The 18,365-nt window shown below is 59.7% G+C and carries 17 protein-coding genes; 6 read left to right on the forward strand and 11 right to left on the reverse strand.

The window, feature by feature from the left end:
- Window positions 1-105: 105 nt before the first annotated feature.
- The 3 genes from ACNAOT_RS02185 to ACNAOT_RS02195 form a co-directional block, all read right to left on the reverse strand.
- Entirely contained in the window at window positions 106-507 is a 402-nt protein-coding gene (locus tag ACNAOT_RS02185) for a DUF4411 family protein (protein WP_420181105.1), read from the reverse strand.
- 71 nt (window positions 508-578) lie between these two features.
- The gene (locus ACNAOT_RS02190; protein WP_420179848.1) at window positions 579-1,760 is read right to left on the reverse strand and encodes an ImmA/IrrE family metallo-endopeptidase; all 1,182 of its coding nucleotides are present in this window, start codon (window positions 1,758-1,760) and stop codon (window positions 579-581) included.
- Between the two features lie 19 nt (window positions 1,761-1,779).
- The gene (locus ACNAOT_RS02195) at window positions 1,780-2,352 is read right to left on the reverse strand and encodes a recombinase family protein (RefSeq protein WP_420179849.1); all 573 of its coding nucleotides are present in this window, start codon (window positions 2,350-2,352) and stop codon (window positions 1,780-1,782) included.
- 434 nt (window positions 2,353-2,786) lie between these two features.
- On the opposite strand from ACNAOT_RS02195, the gene ACNAOT_RS02200 reads away from it, so the two are divergent.
- From ACNAOT_RS02200 to ACNAOT_RS02220, 5 genes are all read left to right on the forward strand, one after another.
- Window positions 2,787-3,380 carry a short chain dehydrogenase gene (locus ACNAOT_RS02200; protein ID WP_420179850.1) on the forward strand — a complete coding sequence of 198 codons (594 nt, stop codon included), beginning with the start codon at window positions 2,787-2,789 and terminating at the stop codon, window positions 3,378-3,380.
- A 153-nt stretch (window positions 3,381-3,533) separates the two neighbouring features.
- A complete protein-coding gene (locus ACNAOT_RS02205; RefSeq protein ID WP_420179851.1) occupies window positions 3,534-4,796 on the forward strand; it encodes an NAD(P)/FAD-dependent oxidoreductase in 1,263 nt (420 codons plus the stop codon).
- A 40-nt stretch (window positions 4,797-4,836) separates the two neighbouring features.
- Window positions 4,837-5,748, forward strand: a complete 912-nt coding sequence (locus ACNAOT_RS02210) for a dihydrodipicolinate synthase family protein (protein WP_420179852.1) — start codon at window positions 4,837-4,839, stop codon at window positions 5,746-5,748.
- Window positions 5,749-5,913: 165 nt separating this feature from the next.
- Window positions 5,914-7,389, forward strand: a complete 1,476-nt coding sequence (locus ACNAOT_RS02215) for a gamma-aminobutyraldehyde dehydrogenase (protein WP_420179853.1) — start codon at window positions 5,914-5,916, stop codon at window positions 7,387-7,389.
- 119 nt (window positions 7,390-7,508) lie between these two features.
- Window positions 7,509-7,763, forward strand: coding sequence for a hypothetical protein (locus ACNAOT_RS02220; protein WP_420179854.1), 255 nt, complete (start codon window positions 7,509-7,511; stop codon window positions 7,761-7,763).
- Between the two features lie 83 nt (window positions 7,764-7,846).
- Here the strand turns inward: ACNAOT_RS02220 and ACNAOT_RS02225 are convergent, their stop codons facing one another.
- From ACNAOT_RS02225 to ACNAOT_RS02250, 6 genes are all read right to left on the reverse strand, one after another.
- On the reverse strand, window positions 7,847-8,509 hold the full coding sequence (locus ACNAOT_RS02225) for a GntR family transcriptional regulator (protein ID WP_420181106.1): 663 nt from the start codon (window positions 8,507-8,509) through the stop codon (window positions 7,847-7,849).
- A gap of 145 nt (window positions 8,510-8,654) precedes the next feature.
- Window positions 8,655-10,244, reverse strand: a complete 1,590-nt coding sequence (gene betC, locus ACNAOT_RS02230; protein WP_420179855.1) for a choline-sulfatase — start codon at window positions 10,242-10,244, stop codon at window positions 8,655-8,657.
- Between the two features lie 26 nt (window positions 10,245-10,270).
- Window positions 10,271-11,038 carry an aspartate/glutamate racemase family protein gene (locus ACNAOT_RS02235; RefSeq protein WP_420179856.1) on the reverse strand — a complete coding sequence of 256 codons (768 nt, stop codon included), beginning with the start codon at window positions 11,036-11,038 and terminating at the stop codon, window positions 10,271-10,273.
- On the reverse strand, window positions 11,013-12,566 hold the full coding sequence (locus ACNAOT_RS02240) for a tripartite tricarboxylate transporter permease (protein WP_420179857.1): 1,554 nt from the start codon (window positions 12,564-12,566) through the stop codon (window positions 11,013-11,015). Before ACNAOT_RS02240 ends, ACNAOT_RS02235 begins: the two co-directional genes overlap by 26 nt.
- Complete coding sequence (locus ACNAOT_RS02245) at window positions 12,566-13,102, reverse strand: tripartite tricarboxylate transporter TctB family protein (protein WP_420179858.1); 537 nt, start codon at window positions 13,100-13,102, stop codon at window positions 12,566-12,568. Before ACNAOT_RS02245 ends, ACNAOT_RS02240 begins: the two co-directional genes overlap by 1 nt.
- 23 nt (window positions 13,103-13,125) lie before the next feature.
- Window positions 13,126-14,103 (reverse strand): Bug family tripartite tricarboxylate transporter substrate binding protein, encoded by a 978-nt coding sequence (locus ACNAOT_RS02250; protein WP_420179859.1) that lies wholly within the window; start codon window positions 14,101-14,103, stop codon window positions 13,126-13,128.
- Window positions 14,104-14,288: 185 nt separating this feature from the next.
- On the opposite strand from ACNAOT_RS02250, the gene ACNAOT_RS02255 reads away from it, so the two are divergent.
- Window positions 14,289-15,263 carry a formylglycine-generating enzyme family protein gene (locus ACNAOT_RS02255; protein WP_420179860.1) on the forward strand — a complete coding sequence of 325 codons (975 nt, stop codon included), beginning with the start codon at window positions 14,289-14,291 and terminating at the stop codon, window positions 15,261-15,263.
- 827 nt (window positions 15,264-16,090) lie between these two features.
- Here ACNAOT_RS02255 and ACNAOT_RS02260 read toward each other — a convergent pair.
- Together ACNAOT_RS02260 and ACNAOT_RS02265 are read right to left on the reverse strand one after the other, a co-directional pair.
- A complete protein-coding gene (locus ACNAOT_RS02260; protein WP_420179861.1) occupies window positions 16,091-16,309 on the reverse strand; it encodes a hypothetical protein in 219 nt (72 codons plus the stop codon).
- A 264-nt stretch (window positions 16,310-16,573) separates the two neighbouring features.
- On the reverse strand, window positions 16,574-18,208 hold the full coding sequence (locus ACNAOT_RS02265) for an SLC13 family permease (RefSeq protein WP_420179862.1): 1,635 nt from the start codon (window positions 18,206-18,208) through the stop codon (window positions 16,574-16,576).
- Between the last annotated feature and the right edge of the window lie 157 nt (window positions 18,209-18,365).

The following is an 18,365-nucleotide window of genomic DNA, read 5'->3' on the forward strand; positions in this document are numbered from 1 at the left end:
GGTGTGGATGGTTGAGCACGTGACTCGAGGGATGTCCCGCCCTGGAGCCACGAAGCAATCCTCTGCGTGCACGCTTGGCGAGTTCCTCGATCACGTTCACGGACCTCAACGAGTAAAGCGGAGACCTTCTGCACGGATAACACCGAGAACGTCCATTGATGGAACTTGGCGGTCCTGACACACGAACGGAATCCTCGGCTTGTCTATCGATCCACCTTGCTCGTGAGTGACAACGTGGCACCCCTTGATCGACGCGAGGGCGATAACGAAGGGGTCAGCAAGACCTCGGCCTTTGCCGAGCATCGTGAGCTTCGGATGGTCTGCCAAGACGCTACGGGCTTCCAGCAGCACGGCCCGAGTCGACGGAACAATTATCTTTCCTGCCCGCTCATGTACCCAGGCGGCCAAATCATCATCTTGGCTTGAAATTTCTTGGAGCACTTCCTCCGGGGCGTGGAGCCGGTCCTGACTTGCGAGCTCATCCAGGTGGTCCCAAAGCCCAGGCATCACATCCGGGGGATAGGTTCGGACCCAAGCCCCGATCAACGCACTGGTGTCAAAAACATAGGTCAACAGATTCAGACACCCACTTCTCGTTCAAGGTTGGGGAAATGTTTCAATTTCAAGTGGAGAAGGCTTGAAGCGGACGAAGGTGACAGAGCATCCCGGTGGTATGCGTCCAGCACAAGGCGGACGAAGGGACGCCCCTGGTCCCGAATTGCCATGCGATGGGGAGGAGGCCCGCCTTTACTCGGAGCGGTTCGGCGGCGTTGCCGTTCGTCGTCTCTGAGCTCGTCGTAAATACGTTGAAACTGTTCACGCTTGGCCGCGTAGTATTCGGGGGTCGCGCGGTTTAGCGTCAAGAGACGGCGGGCAATTGCCTCTTGGCTAACTCCCCAACGGCGAGATAGCTGAAGCAGGACATCGTCATCCCAGTCGCGTACCCCAGGCTGATGAAGGACCTTATTATCAAGGAAGGCGGTCGCGGGCATCAGCGCGGCCGCGGCAACAGCGTTGCACCAGGCCTCGATTTGCATAGCACCGTTGACTGACGGTTCCATCAGGTCGCAGAGTCCGCCTTCGCGGAGCATAAGATGAGCAAATTCGTGGAGGAGGGTATAGACCTGGCCCCGCGGCCAGTCGAGGGCATTGACTACTATGACTGGAACGGCGCCTGTTAGAGAAAACCCGCGCATTTCCGCCGGGGCTACGTCGCTGGAACGCAGCACGAAGACTCCCAGCTCTTCGACGGCGCCCAACCAACCGGCGAAAGATTGTTCCGGCCTCTTCCAAGAAAACTGGTCATTGAGTGACACCCCGAGTGCGGCCCGAGCGTTTCTGGCTGCCAGCTCGGGAGACATTTGGGTTGATGCAGCCGGCACCAGCGATTCAGGGGAGACACCATCGTCTTCCAGAAGCTCAATGGCAACCCGCTGTTGCTCCTGTGCCCGTCCAAAGAGCTTGTGAAGTGGTCTGCTCCAGGAGTGGTCAGATGTCCCCGGCAGTCGGCGGAAATCGCGAATCGTTGCGAACGAATGAACGGGGGGTTCGGGGAGGAAAAGTACCGAGAACGGCCGTTGGTAAAGCTTGGCAAGTGCCCGCGCTTTAGCAACTGTCGGCTCTTGGTCGCCGCTCTCCCAAAGAAGTATCCTGTCTTCGGTTACTCCTGCCCGCTGCGCGGCATCCGCGATGCCTGCGCCAACACTCTCTCTAGCCCACTTAAGGACGGACGGGGTCACGGGGGCGAATTCTGTCGCCACGTGGCCTTCACCTCCCCCTTCAAGTCTTGAGTCTGTTGCGTTCTGAACCAGGACGGTGGTCCGTGACGTGATACTCACCTGAAGATACCAGCAAAGGCTCCCACGCGGATGCTTGCTCCCTGTCCCGGAGCATGACAGCGTGTTCGAGCTTGGCTGTATCGACGATGGACGGACGCCCGGTCCGCCGGCCGTTGCCACCGCCCTGGCAGGGGCAACCCTTTCTGCAGAATATGTCCGTTCCATCTCGGCGAACAGGGCAAGCATCACGAACGCCAGCTGCGCATTGAGCTATCTGGGGCGGTGGTGTCGATAGCCAGGGATCGGCCGGTGTTCGGTTCCCGACTTTAAGCTCCTGGACGAGGTTCAGGGTGTCTCGCACGGTCCGGCCGAGGCAGTCCAAGATGTGGACCACGATCACATCCCCGGCCCTCGCGTGCCGCATTGCTTCTTGGAGTCCTGGCCTGTTCGCGGTCGCCCAGGATTTCTTGTCCACGTAGGTGTACTGGGCCTCGACGCCGGCGGCCGACAGAGCGTCCATTTGACGGGCAAGGTCGTGCTTCGTTGTTGAGACCCTCGCGTACCCGGTATCCATGTCTGAACCGTACCGAAAGTTGTCTCAGTAACAGGGATTTGTTGCATGATTTTGGGACTACATTCGGGACGGTTATGTTTCGCGGGATCTCGCGGATTCGGATGGATGGGGGAGTGTCCCAAGGGAGGTGTCCCACTTCCAAGGAAGTGGGACCGTTCAAGATGGCACTGTAACCGCAAGGAGGTCTGCGCCCGCTTCTCTACCCGGGGGCGGGGGTTTGACGTTCAAGCCTTGTCACGCGCTGGGACATTTACCTGCCGGGACTAACGTCTTTTCCGTGCAATACCATCAGAGCGCCGATGGCTGACCATGATTCCTCAACGATGAGGATGATTCGCAGGTCGGAGGTTTGGGCGGAGCAAGTATTTACCCGAGAGCATCACATTGCTAGTCTTGTCTTACAATCTGTCAGCCAAACAAAGGAGCAATGTGCCGTGAGGGTTCTCGTAGTTGGTGGAAGTGGGTTACTAGGCTCGGCGGCCGCGGCGGCACTTGACGAGCGACACCAAGTAATCAAGGCCTCCCGGTCAAGCAAGATCCGGGTGGATTTGGCGGAGCCTAAATCGATAGAAAGCCTGTTCAGGGATATCGGGATGGTGGACGCGGTCATCTCCTGCACGGGGTCCGCTCCATTCAAGCCGCTGGCCGAACTAGCCAGTCATGACTTCAGGGCTGGCTTCGAGGACAAGGTTCTCGGCCAAATCAATCTCGTTCAAGTTGGCGTCAAGTATTTGGCGAAGGGGGGCTCCGTTACCCTGACCACGGGAGTCCTCGCCCGCGAACCCATCCTCTCGGGGGCGGCTGCTTCCCTTGCCAATGGAGCGCTTGAATCGTTCGTGATGGCAGCGGCCCCGGAGCTTCCAAATGGCATTCGCATCAACGCTGTCAGCCCGTCGGTGCTGGCCGAGGCCAGGGGGTATCACGCGTCCTTTCCGGGCTTCCCGCAGATTGCGGTCAGTGAGGTGGGCCGAGCCTATGTGAAATCCGTCGAGGGCATCCAGTCGGGGCAGGTTTATGCATTGGGCTAGGCCCAAAGGCCCCGCAGATCTTCGCCAGCAACTATGCACTAGGGGCTGGACGTGGCGCTAGTCACAGCGCTAAGCTGAATTTATTGTTTGACAATATAACAATCTTTATAGCTGTCCAATCATCGATATCAATAGCAACCGAGAGGTCATAGTGTGCACACCTTAGTGATTGGTGGAGGCGTCATTGGCCTGACGCAGGCTTACCACCTCGCCCGGGAAGGCGGGACTGTCACCGTCATCGACGCCCGAGCCGCAGGCCTGGGCGCTTCCAAGGTCAACGCTGGCTGGATCTGCCCGGCGGAATCGGCACCGGTGCCGGGCCCTGGCGTCGTCCTGAAGTCCATGAAATGGATGCTCCGCCCTGACAGCCCCCTGTACATAAAGCCCTCACTCCAGCCAGACTTCGTGAGATTCATGTTTGGCATGTGGCGCAAGTCCAACGCCCGTGACCAGCGCGCGGGATTTGAAGGTCACCTCCGCCTTGCCGCTGACACCCTGCAGATCTTTGACGAGTACCGCGCCGATGGCATGGACTTCGAAATGCACACCGACGGACTGCTTATGGCGTTCATGGAGCAGGACAACTTCGACCATCACATCGACAACTTGGATCTCGCCTCGCAGTACGGGCGCCAACCACAGGTACTGAACCGGGACGCCGTTCACGAGCAGGAACCACAGCTCACCGACGAAGTTCTCGGCGGCATCTACTTCCCACACGAACGGCACGTTGATCCGGGAGCCATGACGGCAGCGCTGCATCAGCGGCTGTCGGCAATGGGCGTTGAGATCATCGAGAACTCGCCGATCGATGCTGTGGAACGCAATGGCGACAGGGTAACCACGGTGCATAGTGGGGGAAACCGGTACACCGCTGACAACTTTGTCCTTGCTGCAGGTGCCTGGAGCGGGAAGCTGTCCCGGCAGTTTGGGGTGGCTCTACCCGTGCGACCGGGGAAAGGCTATAGCGTTGAGGTTCCCGCCCTGGGCCTGCGCAGCGCGGTGAACCTTTGGGACGCAAAAGTTGCCGTGACCCCGTTCAACGAACGACTTCGCCTGGCCGGCACCATGGAGTTCGGCGGACTGGACGAGAAGATCAACCAGGTCCGCGTCGATGCCATCCTGCGGGCTCCCTCGAAATACTTCCGCAACTGGGAGGCGCCCGCGGTGAAGCCAACACCGATGGCGGGCATGCGGCCGATGACGCCTGACGGGCTTCCGGTTATCGGCCACCTGGGACATCTGCAGAACACCTTCGCCTCAACCGGCCACGGAATGATGGGCATCACCCTGGCACCCGGCACCGCTGCAGCCCTCACGGATCTGATCGTCCATGGCCGTACGGTGCCCACCCTTCAGCCCTTCAGGTCCGACCGTTTCAAGGGCATTCGGCGCCAACCGGTCCCGGCCCTCTAAGACCTCCCCTCATAAAAACACCCGAAAGGACTTTCTCACCATGTCTCACATCAAGAAGGAACTCCGCGGCATCCTTGCTGCCGTCACCACCCCGTTCAACCAGGACGCTACAGTGATCGACGAAGCCGCACTGCAGCGTCAAGTTGACCGCTTGGTTAAGGCCGGCATCCACGGCATCGTCCCCACCGGCACCACCGGTGAATTCACCACTCTGTCAGCTGACGAATACCGCCGCGTCATCGAGCTCTACGTCAAGGGTGCCGACGGGCGGATTCCTGTAGTCGCAGGCATCGGCGCACTCTCCACACAGGGGGCCATCGATCTTGCACAGCACGCCGAGTCCGTTGGTGCCGACGCGATCATGCTGGTCCCGCCCTTCTATGATCCTCTTGACCTGAAAACCCTCAAGTCCTTCCTGTCAGCCGTAGCAGAATCCATCACCATCCCGATCGTCTACTACAACGTTCCGGGAGCCACCGGCATCCAGCTCACTGCCGCTGAGCTCGCCGAGCTGGGCGACATCGACGGGGTCGACTACATCAAGAACACCTCCGACGACGCTGTTGGCCTGGCCGAACTCTTGGCCGCGCGCACCGACCGCATCAAGGCCTTCAATGGCTGGGACACTCTCACGTTCTTCGGCATTGCCTCCGGCGCCGAAGCCTCCGTATGGGGCACCGCGGGTGTGGTTCCAGAACTCGCCGTCGAATTCTGGAACGCGCTGGCGGAAGAGAAGGACCTGATCCGCGCCCGCGAACTGTGGAAACACCTCTGGGCCATCAGCGACTTCCTCGAGTCCGTCAACTACGTAGCGGGCATCAAAGCGGGCCTGGAACTCATCGGTGAACCCGTGGGACCGGTCCGCCTGCCCATCCAGCCCCTGCCCGCCGAAGAGCGTGAACGCTTCGCGGCTATCCTGCGCGCCGCAGGCGTCCATCTGGTCTCGCCATAGCGTCTCCGGACGCTCACGCGACAACCTGATTACGCCAGGCTGAAGGGCCGCTGGGACATCTCCGACAAATAGCCGAAGGACCCAGCGGCGCTCCCGTGGTCACGGTCAGCCCTGTAAGTGAGCCGCTAAGTGCCCAATCCACAGCAAAGAATGAAAGTAGGAGTTGTGAGCCAGTTCATTAATGGCAAGATCGTCGACGGAACCACCGGGGAAACCGTGGACATCATCGACCCGTCCAACGGAACAACCATCGCCACTCTCACCCTCGCCGGCAGTGACGATGTCAAGCTCGCCGTTCAGGCTGCCCGGGATGCCTTCCCGGCCTGGTCCCGTGCCACCCCGGCTGAGCGCTCCGCAGTGTTGACTAAGTTTGCGGCCCTCATGGAAGAGCGGGCCGAGGAATTCGCGCAGCTCGAAACCCGTCAGGCCGGCAAACCCATCCGCCTCACACGGGAGTTCGACGTCCCGGGCACCATCGACAACATCGCATTCTTTGCCGGGGCCGCCCGCAACCTCGAAGGCAAGGCCACCGGCGAATACTCGCCAGATCACACCTCTTCCATCCGCCGCGAAGCTATCGGCGTCATTGCTTCCATCTCGCCGTGGAACTACCCCCTGCAGATGGCTGCATGGAAGATCCTGCCAGCCATCGCCGCAGGCAACACAATCGTCCTCAAACCCGCCGAGATCACCCCTCTGACCTCCCTGCTGTTCGCCGAAGTGGCAACGGCAGCGGGCTTGCCCCACGGTGTCGTGAATGTCCTTACGGGCCGCGGGTCCACTGTCGGAGCCGAGCTGCTGCGCCACCCGGACGTGGACATGCTCTCCTTCACCGGGTCCACCAACGTGGGCCGGACCGTACTCGAGGCTGCAGCAACCACCGCTAAACGGGTTCACCTGGAACTCGGCGGCAAGGCACCATTCGTAGTGTTCGACGACGCCGACCTCGAAGCTGCCATCCACGGTGCGGTCGCAGGAAGCCTCATCAACGCAGGCCAAGACTGCACCGCAGCCACCCGCGCCATTGTCCACCGCTCCTTGTACGAGGACTTCATTTCCGGCGTCGCTGAGCTATACGCCAAAGTAAAGCTTGGCCGCACCCAGGATCCCGCAACGGACCTCGGCCCACTCGTCTCACAGGCCCACCGGGAGAAGGTGGCTGAAATGGTGGACCGGGCACGCGGCTACGCCCGTGTCTTCGGAGGCGGAATTCCCGACGGCGACTTAGCCGCCGGCTCGTACTACCGACCCGCCCTGGTAGCCGACGCGAATCCGGACAGCGAAATCTTCCGGGACGAAGTCTTTGGACCGGTCCTCGCCGTCACCCCGTTCGACACCGACGACGAAGCCATCACCCTCGCCAATGACACCCCTTACGGCCTGGCCGCTTCCGTCTGGACCAAAGACATTTACCGCAGCCTCCGCGCCACCCGTGAAATCCGCGCAGGCGCAGTCTGGGTCAACGACCACATCCCCATCATCAGCGAAATGCCCCACGGCGGCATGAAACAGTCAGGCTTCGGCAAAGACATGTCCACCTACTCCCTGGACGAGTACACAGTCATCAAGCACGTCATGTTCGACCTCAGCGGAGATAAAGCCAAGAGCTGGCACCGGACCATCTTTGCCCTCGAACAATAGGAAGAACGGGCGGGCAGGGACTCTTCGCGGCCCCCGCCCGCCCGTTCTTCTTGACCACACAGGACACCTGACGCAATTGAAGCCATTGTCCGGAGCAAACAAGTAAGAGAGGAATCACCGTGGACCTCAGACGCATAGATGACTGGTCAACACTGAGCGGCGCCAACGTGCAGATCCGCTTGCATGGACATACTGTCTGCGCCGGAACTGTGGATGCAGTTACCGAGAACGGACGGATTCTCTGGATCCTGCCCACGGGGGACAGCAGAAGGCTCTACGAGCAGGACGGATCTTATGAGGTCTGGGCTACTGAAGAGAAGGCCGGCTTCCATTACCGAGTGTCGCTGGGTCTAACGTGCGCGCTTAGGGTCTGACAGACGCGCGGACCGTGACGTCCTAAGGCGCACCGACACGAAAGAGATTCGGGCAGGCTGGTGGTAGAAGCCCTTTCCTGGAGCTAGGACGCGCTCCGGCTGGCAAGCAGAGTGATGAGATCCTGAGCGCTTTTAATCGTGTGGTCAGTAAAGGCTGCCTTGATGACTTCCAAGTCATGCGTCCTCAAAGCTTCCACCAAGTGCTCGTGTACGCGATGGGCGCGGGCTGGGTCGGCGCGGGTCGCCTGATCCTGGGCAAGCACAATGGTGAGATGGGCCTCTGTGACTGGCCAAAGCCTCAGCAGGAGTGCGTTCTCAGATGCAGCCCAGATGTTGCGGTGGAAAGCGACATGGTTTTCGTGTTGCACCAACGGATCGGGATCCATGGACAGCCGGCTGTACTGTTCCCAACTGTCTTCGACCATCTGCATCCGCCGCCCTGAGGGGTCATCGACTATGGCAGAGGCCGCGAGGAGATCCAAGGCAAGCCTGGCATGGGCGAGGTCCATGATTCCCGTGGCATCAAGAGTAGCGACTCGCAAACCGCGATACGGCTCCTGCACAAGAAGACCCTCCTGGGCCATCTGATTCAGGGCCTCGCGAACCGTCGGGCGACTAACGTTCAGCCACTCTGATAGCTGCACTTCGGTGAGCTTCTCGCCCGGCTTGATGTTGCCGAGCACAACTGCCCGCCGGATCTCGTTGACAACGCCATCCCGGCGCGAAATCGTCGCCACGGGAGACATCCTTGTCACTTCAGGAGCTGACCCCACATTTACCTCCATAATTATCCGCAGATTGTCTGACAAAACGATAGTGCATTTGGGGCCGGGTGTAAATCACCCGGCCCCCAGAGCGAACATTATCGAGTGCTCGTACTGCCTCGCAGGATCAGACCATGGTCGTCGTTTCCTCTGCTGTCATTGGTGCAGCTTCGGTGACGCTCTCTTGTCGCACGTAACCTTTACGCTCCACATCGGGAAATGCGTCACCGCTGACGACGAACCGGATTGACGCTTCAACGGTCGAGCCGGTCTTCCAGTCACGAGTCCGGCCCATGGAGAGGGCTTGGGTAACCAGTCGTCGGTCGTTCTGGCTGGAAATGATGCGCTCTCGCAGACCTACGACATCGAAGCGTTCGAAGATCAAATCCTTCAGATGGAGCTCCACATCCCGGTGTTCATCCTGTCCTGCCAAGTTTTTGAGTTCGTGGGGATCGAGCCTCAGATTGAACAGCATTGGGGCGTATGCCTCCGAGTAAACAAGCTTGTAATCGCCTTCCCGGACCATGAACCGCGGCGCGACGGTGGCGTTGTCGTGTCCTTCAACGAAAGCCACCGTCGAGATGTCTGATTTTGTGCTGTCCAGAAGGTCAGGGGCAAGGGATGTCCCATCGAGGTGTGGGCGTCCCTGCTCGCTTCTTGCACCGACAAGATCCAGCACCGTTGGCAGGACGTCAACAAGTGAAACCGGCCCTGTGGAGCGCCGTGGTGTGATCCGACCGGGGTAGGAGATCAGCAACGGGACTTGAACTGAAGGTTCAAAGAATGTCTTCTTGAACCACATTCCTCTTTCGCCCAGCATCTCGCCATGATCGGAAGTGAACACGACCAAGGTGTCCTGGGCCTGACCGGTTTCTTCGAGGGCTTGGAGAACGTCACCGATTTTAGCGTCAACATAGCTGATCATCGCGAAGTACGCTCGTCGGGCCCGCCGGGTCTCGGATTCAGCGATGGAGTATTTGGCCATTCCGTTGATTTCGTAGACGAGTTTGCTGTGCTCGTCGAGGTCCTCGTACTTGACGGGGGACACGGCGGGCATCGGAATTGTTTCCTCGTCGTAGAGGTCGAGGTATTCCTGTGAAATCACGAAGGGATCGTGGGGGGACGTGAAGGAAACTGTTGCCATCCATGGGCGTAAACGGCCGGGCCTGGCGGCATTGAGAATGTGGTGGCGGGCAAGAAGAGACACTTCTTCGTCGTGTTCCATCTGCATTGTCCAGACCGCGGGTCCCGAGTCCAGGACAGTACCAACGTCCGAGTTGCCTGCTCCCGTTTCATAGGGGTACCGGGCAGCATCACGCTGCCACCGGGGCGTCCAGGAGAAGTCACATGGATAGAGCTCTGGGGTCAGCCGGTTCTCGAATCCGTGCAATTGGTCGGGTCCCAGGAAGTGCATCTTGCCGATCAGTGTCGTGTCGTAGCCTTCGTTGCGTAAGTAGTGGGCGATCGTTGGGACCGATGCGGGGAATTCAGCGCCGTTGTCGTACGCGCCGATGTTGCTGGGCAGGCGCCCGCTCATCAGCGATGCCCTCGAAGGGGAGCAAAGTGGGTATGCGCAGTAGGTGTCGGCAAAGCTGGCCGAGCGCTCAATGAGCGCGGCGAGGTTCGGCGCGACGATATCGCCCTTGGTGATCAGGTCGATGCTTGCGGAGGTCATCTGGTCCGCCATCAGAACCAGAACGTTGGGTTGAGAAGCCATGGAATTCCTAAAGGTAGTATCGCGTATCAATGCGTGAAGGTCGGTGGAAGGCAAGCCCGGTAAACCAGCGAGGCCATTGCTGTGAAATCGAAAACTGGCAGGCCGGTTTCTTTCGCCAGGCGGTGGGCGTAGGGAGGGATGTCTGAGCATTCCAACACCAGCGCACCAACGTCAGGATTGCTGCGGATCATGTCAGCAACTTCGCCTACCAGCTGGTCCTCAAAGGCCTGGGAGTCGAGATCGGGTTTGCGCTGAGTGCGGATGACGTCCAAGAACTCGGGGCAAGAGTCGACTGCGGCGACGGCCAGAGCTGTTGACTGGCTAACTCCGGACTGTTGAAGGAAACCGTGTTCGAAAATGCGGTTTCCCGCAGCGGTCACCACGCCGACTTTCCGGTCTGGGCCGATCATTCCTGCGACCATTGGGATCAGCATCAGGGGCGAAGTGAAGACTGGAACATTCAATTCTCGCGCGGCATGTTCCTGGAAGACAGCGAACAGCCCGCACGTCGTTGTAATTGCGGCCGCGCCCTGTCGTTCCAGTTCCAATGCGGCCGTCATGAAGGCCTCACGGATGGATTGGTCTGGTCCCTGCCCTTCAAGCCACCATCCGGGCCTGATCCTTGCGGTGGCGTACTTCACCGGGAAATCGAAGCTGGCCGGGTTGGCCATGTTGCCTCGCGCCTTGGGATAGGTCGAATCCAGCTCAACAATTCCCAGGACCGGTCGTGTGGCGTCGTTCCCTGAGGTGAGCTTTTGCGGAGACGCTTCAGTGTCGTGAGCTGTCGTCGGCATTGGTGGGTGCCTCCTCTGTGGTTAGCGGCTGGGTGAGGGTGCGCTGCCCTTTGGCCCTGGCGCGGCGCTTGCGGATAACGCGGAATGCCGAGTAGGCCGCAGCGGCCACTGCCAGCGCTATCAAGGTTCCAGAGATCGGGCGGGACATGAAGATCGTCAGGTCCCCACGCGAGAGCAGGAGTGATTGACGGAAGGCGGGTTCCAGGATGGATCCGAAGACGAATCCGAGGATCAGCGGTCCGCCTTCGAAGCCGGCCTTGCGGAGGAAGAATCCGACGATGCCGGCGATGATAGCGACCCAGATGTTGAAAACGTCATTGGCAGCCGAGAAAGCGCCCACGAGGAGTACAAGCATCGTGCCGGTTGTCATCAAAGCGACAGGCACTCTGGCCACTTTCACCCATACCCGGACGAGCGGCAGGTTGAGGATCAGGAGCACAAGGTTACCGATGAACATTGAGGCGATCACGCCCCAGAAGATGTCAGGATGTTCCACGACCAGGGAAGGGCCCGGCGTGATGCCTTGGATCAGGAGAGCACCGAAGATGACGGCAAGAATGGGATTGGGAGGCAACCCCAAAGTCAGTAGCGGGATGAATGTCGCAACTGCCCCAGCGTTGTTTGCCGTCTCAGGCCCCGCAACCCCTTCGATGGCGCCCTTGCCGAAGCGGCTTGGGTCCTTGGCCAGGCGGCGTTCGAGCGAGTAGGACGCCACGGAGGGGAGATCCCCGCCACCGCCCGGGACGGTTCCCAAAAGACTACCCAGGATCGAACCCCGGACGATCGGTCCAGCGCTTCGGCGCATGTCGTCTCGCGTAGGAAGTACCTTCCCGACGGGGCCTGCGGCGGCAGTGGGAGCCGGCTCCATGAGTCCGGAAAGCAACTCACTGATGCCATAGACACCAATGATGATGACCACAAGGTTGAACCCGTCAAGCAGTTCGGGCACACCGAAATCCAAGCGTGGGGCGGCGTCAACGGGGTCCAAACCCACGACAGCCAGCAGAAGACCGATGCCCGCGGAAATGACGCCCTTGATCAACGGGCCTTGGCTCATAGCGCTGACCAGCAGTAAGCCCAAGAGTGCAATCACCGTGTATTCCGGGGGACCGATTCTGAGGCCGAACTCGGCCATGAGCGGGGCGATGAGCACCAGGGCGCAGGTGGCGACCAAGCCGCCGACGAAGGAACCGATTGCCGCGATACCCAGGGCCGCGCCCGCCCTTCCTTGCCGCGCCATTTGGTAGCCGTCAAAGGTGGTCACTACCGAGGCGGACTCTCCGGGAAGTTTCAACAGCACGGCGGTGATGGTGCCGCCATACATGGCCCCGTAATAGACGCCGGCCAGCATGATGACAGCTGTGGAAGGCTCCAGTGTAAAGGTGAGCGGGAGGAGTAAAGCGACCGTTGGTCCCGGGCCCAGCCCGGGAAGAACGCCGATCAGCATGCCGATCAGCACACCAATCAAGACGAAGAGAAGATTCGCAGGTGTGAAGGCCACCATGAATCCATCAATGATTCCCTGCATTAGAGGGACCCTCCAAAGATCAGCCCGGCCGGCAGTGAAATCCCCAGCCCGACAATGAATATTACGTAGACCGCAGCTGTGAGGATCACGGCCCAAAGCAACGAATACTTCGTCGAGCATCCGTGGAGCACCTTCAGCGAGTAGAAGGCCAACAGCGCAGCGGCGATCGGCGTTCCGGCCACCAGAAGAAGAGGCACGAAGAGAAGCAGAGGCAAGATGGCCAATGCGAGGAGCCGCCACTGGCTCATAGTCAGCGGTTGATTCGAATCCGAATCAAGGTGCGGCGTAAAGAGAAGTACGATGCAGAGCACAATGACCACCGAGGCGATAATGGCTGGCCAAAATCCAGGCCCAGGCGCTGTTGGATCACCAACCCGGTAACTCAATGAGATAGCGAGTATTGCTGCAGCCGCGGCGATGATGCTCAGGGTGACAATGTGCTTGGACAAGAAGCCGTGTTGCTTACGTTCCACGTCCTCGATCCTTTGCTCGTTGTCCGGGACGGTGTTCCCCTCATTGAAGGGCTTTTTGTTCATATCTACAAGCATTGCTTCCACCCCTACTGGGCGACCTTGATGTCCAATTTCGTGATCAGGTCATTGACTTGGGTGAGGGTCTGGGACATCTGGTCATCCAGTCCCGCGCCGGAGACATCCCCGGCCTCGTAAACGCTGTTCTTGAGGAATCCGGAGACCTTCTCGGTTGCCAGGGCGTCCTTGACGGCTCCCTCAAGAGCATCTGCAATTTCCTTGGGCAGGCCCTTCGGTGCCAGCAGCACTTCACTGGCTGTAATGCCTGCGTCAGGGAAGCCCGCTTCGCTGACTGTTGGGACGTCAGGCAGCTGCTCGACCCGTTTTGGCGTTGAGACGCTCAGCGCCCTGAGCTGACCGGACTTGATGTACGGCAGAGCAACACCAACTTCGGTAGCCGTGGTGTCCACCTGCCCTCCCAGCAGTGCTGTGACAGAGGGTGCGGAGCCGTCAAAGGGAACACCTTGGGCGTCGATCTTGGCGGTACTGAACAAGGAAGCCTGGCCAACCTGCACCATGCCACCTACGCCCGGGTGGGCGTACGTGAGCTTGCCTGCTTTGAGCATGTCGCCCAAGCTGTTCCAAGGAGAGTCTGCTTTCACGACTTGAACCAAGCCGTATGAGCTCTCCTCCGCGATCGGGTCAAAGTCCTCCGACGTGTAGGACGTGTTGCGAAGCTTCTGCTGCGCTGTGAAGGCAAAGCTGTTGGTCGAAAGCAGCGTGTAACCGTCGGGCTTGGCCTTGCTCACGGCATCAGTGCCCAACACTCCTGCCGCCCCCGGCTTGTTCTCGACGATGAACGTACCGTCCAACTCGTCCTCTAGCTGAGAAGCGATCTGGCGCGCCACAGCATCACTGCCACCACCGGCGTTGAACGGAACAATGATCTTTACCGGAGTCTTGGGGTAATTCTGCACAGCGTTGGCTGGTCCACCCGAACCGCAGGATGCCGTACCAAGCAGAACGACAGCCAAGGCGGTGAGGGAGGGGAATAGACGTTTCTTCACAGTAACTCTCCGTTGAAGTAGAATGCTGATTGTTAGACGATCTGCATTCAGGCTAGTTACTTGGATCACACAATTCAAGAGGTAGCTGAAAATAGGGACAGCCAATCCCAAGGGCGCTACGTCAGCCCGACGTCGCTGAATGACTGAGCCGCAGAGCGGGCCTCGCGCAAAGAGAAAGGAACTACATGGAGACACGTGAGGACTCGGAAGAACTCGACAGCAGCGCATGCTGTGCGCCGCCGCGTCGGGCAGCGGCTCCGGTCAGCTCAACGAATCTGCCGGCCACCACAGGAGGGCTAAAGGGCGCGGCCTCCCACGAAGATGTATGCATCCCGGCTGGCAACTTCCGTATGGGTGATGCCTTCGGAGAGGGGTACCCCGCAGACGGCGAGGCTCCGGTTCATGAAGTAGAACTCGATAGCTTCCGAATCGATGTCGTAACCGTGACCAACGAGATGTTCGCAACTTTCGTCCAAGCCACTGGATACACGACGGAAGCGGAAGTCTTCGGCTCATCCGCGGTGTTCCACCTGCTGTCTACTGCCCCTAGGGACTGTGTCCTAGGCGTTGCGGGGGGAGCGCCATGGTGGCTAAATGTCCAGGGGGCAGATTGGGCCCACCCGACTGGTCCATCATCGACAGTTGAGGAAAAACTCGACCATCCCGTGGTGCACGTGTCCCATAACGACGCCAGAGAATACTGCCGCTGGTCAGGCCGCCGGCTACCGACAGAAGCTGAATGGGAATTTGCCGCCCGGGGTGGCCTGGCTGGCAAACGCTACCCCTGGGGGGACGAACTGACGCCCAAGGACGAACACCGTTGCAACATTTGGCAAGGCACATTCCCGCACTCGAACACCATCGAGGACGGATATCTGGGCACCGCTCCAGTACGCTCCTACCCCCCTAACGGATACGGACTCCACGAAATGGCAGGCAACGTCTGGGAGTGGTGCTCAGATTGGTTTCTGCCGAAGTATTACCGCACGTCGCCTACTAGCAACCCGTCCGGCCCAACCATAGGGGCGGGACGAGTTATGCGAGGTGGGTCGTACCTCTGCCACGAGTCGTACTGTAATCGCTACCGCGTAGCTGCAAGGACAGCTAATTCCCCGGAATCATCGTCCGGTAACTGCGGGTTTCGAACGGTAACCATCTAATGAGCCAGGACCACCAATGAACAGGGGAGGAGGTGCGAGCATCGTTACCCGAGAGCGCACACGATGATCCTGCTGTCCGCAACCGCTTCTCGGCTCGGATCCTGGGAGGCGGTAGCGAGCCCGATAACTGGAGAAGGTAGCGGGCGTCCTGTCTGCGATCCTGGTTGTATCGCAGACAGGACGCAGGGTCCATAGCCGTTGATGTGTCTATGGACCCTGCCTGAATGGTTGCGCTGTGCTATCTGCCGATGCCCGTCACACCGACCATGATGGGGACGATGATGATGAGGAGTGCGCGAGAATATCAAAGGTGAATCCCGTGCGGACCATGCGGGTGATGGGAACTGCGCCTGAACCGTAGACAACCTTCGGAACCAGCCCGTCTCGGTGGCTTGTACGCGTTTTGGCCGGACCCGGAGCTGCCTGAGGATGATCCGAAACGGTGGCTGCTGACCTGCACAGTTTTGACCCAACAGCCCTTTGGGCAGGTGCCTCGCAAGGGATCGAACAACGGGCCCGAGCTAATCGAGCGGCTGGCTGAAGGAAAGTCACTCTGGCGTCTCCTCGATCCCGAGTGCGTGGTCCCCAAACTGAACAGACCCTGTTCCGGACAGCGTGTTCCATAGCCGCTCATGTCCAAGTTCCAAGGAACTGGGACACATCTGGAAGCGATGGCCCCAAACTGCCCGCGGCTGGGGCAACCGCAAGAAGATTGCCGAGCTCGAAGCCGCCTTGGCTGCCGCCCAGGGTGAGATCCTCTACCTCATGCGGTCGGTTCCTGCCGTACCGCCAGAAGGGGTTCAGCCGGAAATATAGGTCTCGCCGATTTATCCGAGCATTCCGCTGTATTCGTGGCGCCAGACCTCGTAGCCTTCCACTCGGTGGAACATCTTCCGTGTCTCGACGCCCTCTCTGGCAAGCCACAGCACTTGGTCGTCTTTGGTGACAGCCTCGACGTATCCCTCGCAGATAAGTTGTCCGTTTTGTCGGATCTGGACGAGTACACCGATGGTTGGAGCCCAACTTTGACGTTGGCGTATCGGCATTTGTTGTTCTCCTTGGGAACGTTGGGAGGGTGTTGCGGCGGAGCGGCTGGCGTTGCGATATGCGGTGGCCCTTGTGGCCACCATGGCCGCTCCGCCGCAGTCAGGATGGGCGGGTAGCCCGCCTATGGTCTTTGGCGTGGGCTACTTGTGCGGCCCAAGAAACGGGGCGATGCGCTTAGGGAACTCCACCCGATCGGTGGCCCGCAGTGCGACACCGGTAGCCGTTGATGTGTTGGTGGTCCCTGCCCGAACGGTTGCGCTGTGCTATCTGCCGATGCCCGTCACACCGACCATGATGGGGACGATGATGATGATGAGGAGTGCGCCGAGAATATCAAAGGTGAATCCCGTGCGGACCATGCGGGTGATGGGAACTGCGCCTGAACCGTAGACAATGGCGTTTTGCGGTGTCGAGACCGGCAGCATGAACCCGAATGAAGCGGCGAACGTTGCTGCTAGGGCAGGAACAAGGGGGTCTACTCCCATGGCGACACACAAGGGAATGACAATCGGTACCACGACGGCGGCGGATGCGGTGTTGCTGGTTGTCTCAGAGATGAGGATCGCCAAGATCGCCGCGAATGCGGTGATCGCTACGATGTTGGTGACGCCGAGGTTGTTAGCTGCAGCGTTCCCGATTGTTTCAGCAAGGCCGGTGGCGGAGAGCAGTGCGCCGAAGATGATGCCCGTACCGAAGAGGATGATCGTTCCCCAGTCGATTCTTGCGGCGTCGGACCAGGTCATCGTCGCCCGGCGCTCCTTCCAATTGGTCGGAAGGATAAACAGCAGGGAAGCTCCGATCACGGCAACGATGCCTTCGTCCAGGCGGTCGTCAAGGAACTTGTAGAGCTCAGAATCCGGACCGGTGATGAGGCTTGCAATTGCCGGGAGCAGCCACAGCGTGACGGTCAGGCCGAAAGCGATGAGGGTGTTGATCTCGGCCCGGGACATCTTTCCCTGCTGTGCCTTCTGTTCGCGGATGAACTTGTCCACGCCGTCTATGCGGCGGATCTCCGGCTTGTTCAAAAGAAACATGATGAGCGCCAGCACGACGAACATGGCTGCACAGACGGGGGCCACGGTGGCAGTCCATTGAACAAAGGAAATCTTGGTGCCGGTCGCTTCCTCGATGAGGCCGCGGCCGATCAGGTTCGGTGGCGCGCCAACCGGTGTCAGGAGTCCACCTACGCTGGCACCGTACGCGAGCATCAGCATCAGTGCTGCGCCGACGCGCAGACGCAAGGGGTCGAAGTCGGCTTTGACTACGCCGCGGTCCTGCATAAGTTTTGCGATCACGGCCAGGATGCCCAGGGCGGTGGGCATCAGCATGGCCACGGTGGCGGTGTTTGAAACGAACGCAGACAGGACGCATGTGATCAGGCCGAAGGCGACGATCACCCGGTAAGTGGATTTTGCGACACCAGGAATGGACAAAACAGCGAAAGCCAGCCGTTGGGCAATGCCGTGTTTGAGCATGGCTGCGGCAAGGATGAAGGCGCCGATGAAGGTGAAAATGGTTGTTGAGCCAAAGGGCCTCAACACCTCATTGGCCGGGGCCACGCCGAGCAGGACGACAGCGGCCACACCAATCAGCCCGCCGACAGGGATGGGTACCGGTTCGCAAATCCACAGGATAATGACACCCAGCAACACTGCTGCGAGCAATTGTTGGGTGTGTTCCATTCCGGTGGGGAGAAGCGCGAAAACGATGGACACAGCCGGCGCGAGAAAGAAGCCCAGTGTTTGTCGTACCCGCTCGAATTTTTCTTCCCTGGGAGAGAGCTTCTGTTCACTGAGACTTCTGAACGTCTTACCGCCCAGCAGGGCGGCACGAACATCGGTCTTTTGGGGTGAGGAGGCATCGGGTGATGATGAGGATGCCGTTAACTTGTTGGACATCGTCGTCCTTTCGTCATGTGGGTTGAACCCACTGTGCTCCCGTGACAGGGATCACGTCCAAGACGGAATTCCTACTTGCCTGATAGGAAAAACCAATCTCAACAAGCATGGTTCCACTTCGGTCGACCGGAATCCTGAAGCAACGTTACGTCCTCAG

It is taken from the genome of Paenarthrobacter sp. TA1.8 (assembly GCF_048595705.1).
Lineage (GTDB): Bacteria > Actinomycetota > Actinomycetes > Actinomycetales > Micrococcaceae > Arthrobacter > Arthrobacter nitroguajacolicus.